The organism is Helicobacter sp. T3_23-1059, assembly GCF_053654515.1.
The window spans coordinates 1-1,024 of the sequence record NZ_JBSIUV010000155.1; the positions used below are offsets into that span (position 1 = coordinate 1).

Consider the following 1,024-nt stretch of genomic DNA (forward strand, 5'->3'; position numbering starts at 1 on the left):
GTCTTGCCCGTGTCTAATTTAGCGATTTTTGCCCTGTCTTCGCTAGTGAGTTTGAAATCAAACACGGCGAAATTCTCTTTCATTCTCTCAAGTCGCGTAGTTTTGGGAATCACCGCGATATTACGCTCGATTAGCCAGCGCAAGATGACTTGTGCGGGGGTTTTGCCGTATTTTTCCCCGATAGATTGAAGCACTTTGTTGCTAAACATTTCACCTTTGCCCTCTGCGAAACTCGCCCAGCTCTGCACCGCAACACCTAAATCATTATTGATTTTTTGCTCATCAACTTTTTGAAAAAGTGGGTGCAATTCGATTTGATTTATCGCAGGTTTTATGTCATTAAACATACAAAAATCCGTGATTTTATCGGGGTAAAAATTACTCACGCCAATCGCGCGGATTTTGCCCTCTTTGTGTAGCTTGCTCATCGCCCTCCACGCGCCATAAGTATCATTATAAGGCTGATGAATAATGTATAAATCAACATAATCCACGCCTAACTTCTTGCAACTTAAATCAAACGCCTTTAGCGCGTCCTTTTCGTTTGTGTGGCTTATCCATAGCTTTGTTTCGATAAAGAGTTCATCACGCTTTATTCCGCCATTTAGCGCGGTTTTTATCGCCGCTCCTATGCCCTCTTCGTTTGCATACGCCTGTGCGGTATCGATGAGCCGATAGCCCACGCTTAGCGCGTCCTCTACGCATCGTTGCACTTCATTATTTGGAATCTGATATGTCCCATAGCCTAAAATTGGCATTTTCACGCCGTTATTAAGTTTGATAGTTTGCATACTTGCCCCTTTTTGATTTGGTTTTGCTTTGTTTTGATTTTGGTTTGTCGCACCTTTATTTGAATGCGCCATTAAAGGCGCAACGCCTGAAGTCATAGCCATACTCGCTAGGGCGATTTTGCCCGAAGTTTTGAGAAACTCTCGCCGTTTAGAATCGCTTGTGTTTTGCATACTTGCTCCTTTATAATGTCTTTGTTTTAAAATTTAAAAGCTAAATTTGTCGCAATTATAAA

Annotated in this window: 1 protein-coding gene; it reads right to left on the reverse strand. The window is 42.1% G+C overall.

Features of this window, described 5'->3' with window-relative positions:
- A partial coding sequence (locus ACWIX0_RS13735; RefSeq protein WP_454174544.1) for an aldo/keto reductase occupies positions 1–962 on the reverse strand: 962 nt, incomplete at its 3' end.
- Positions 963–1,024 lie beyond the last annotated feature (62 nt).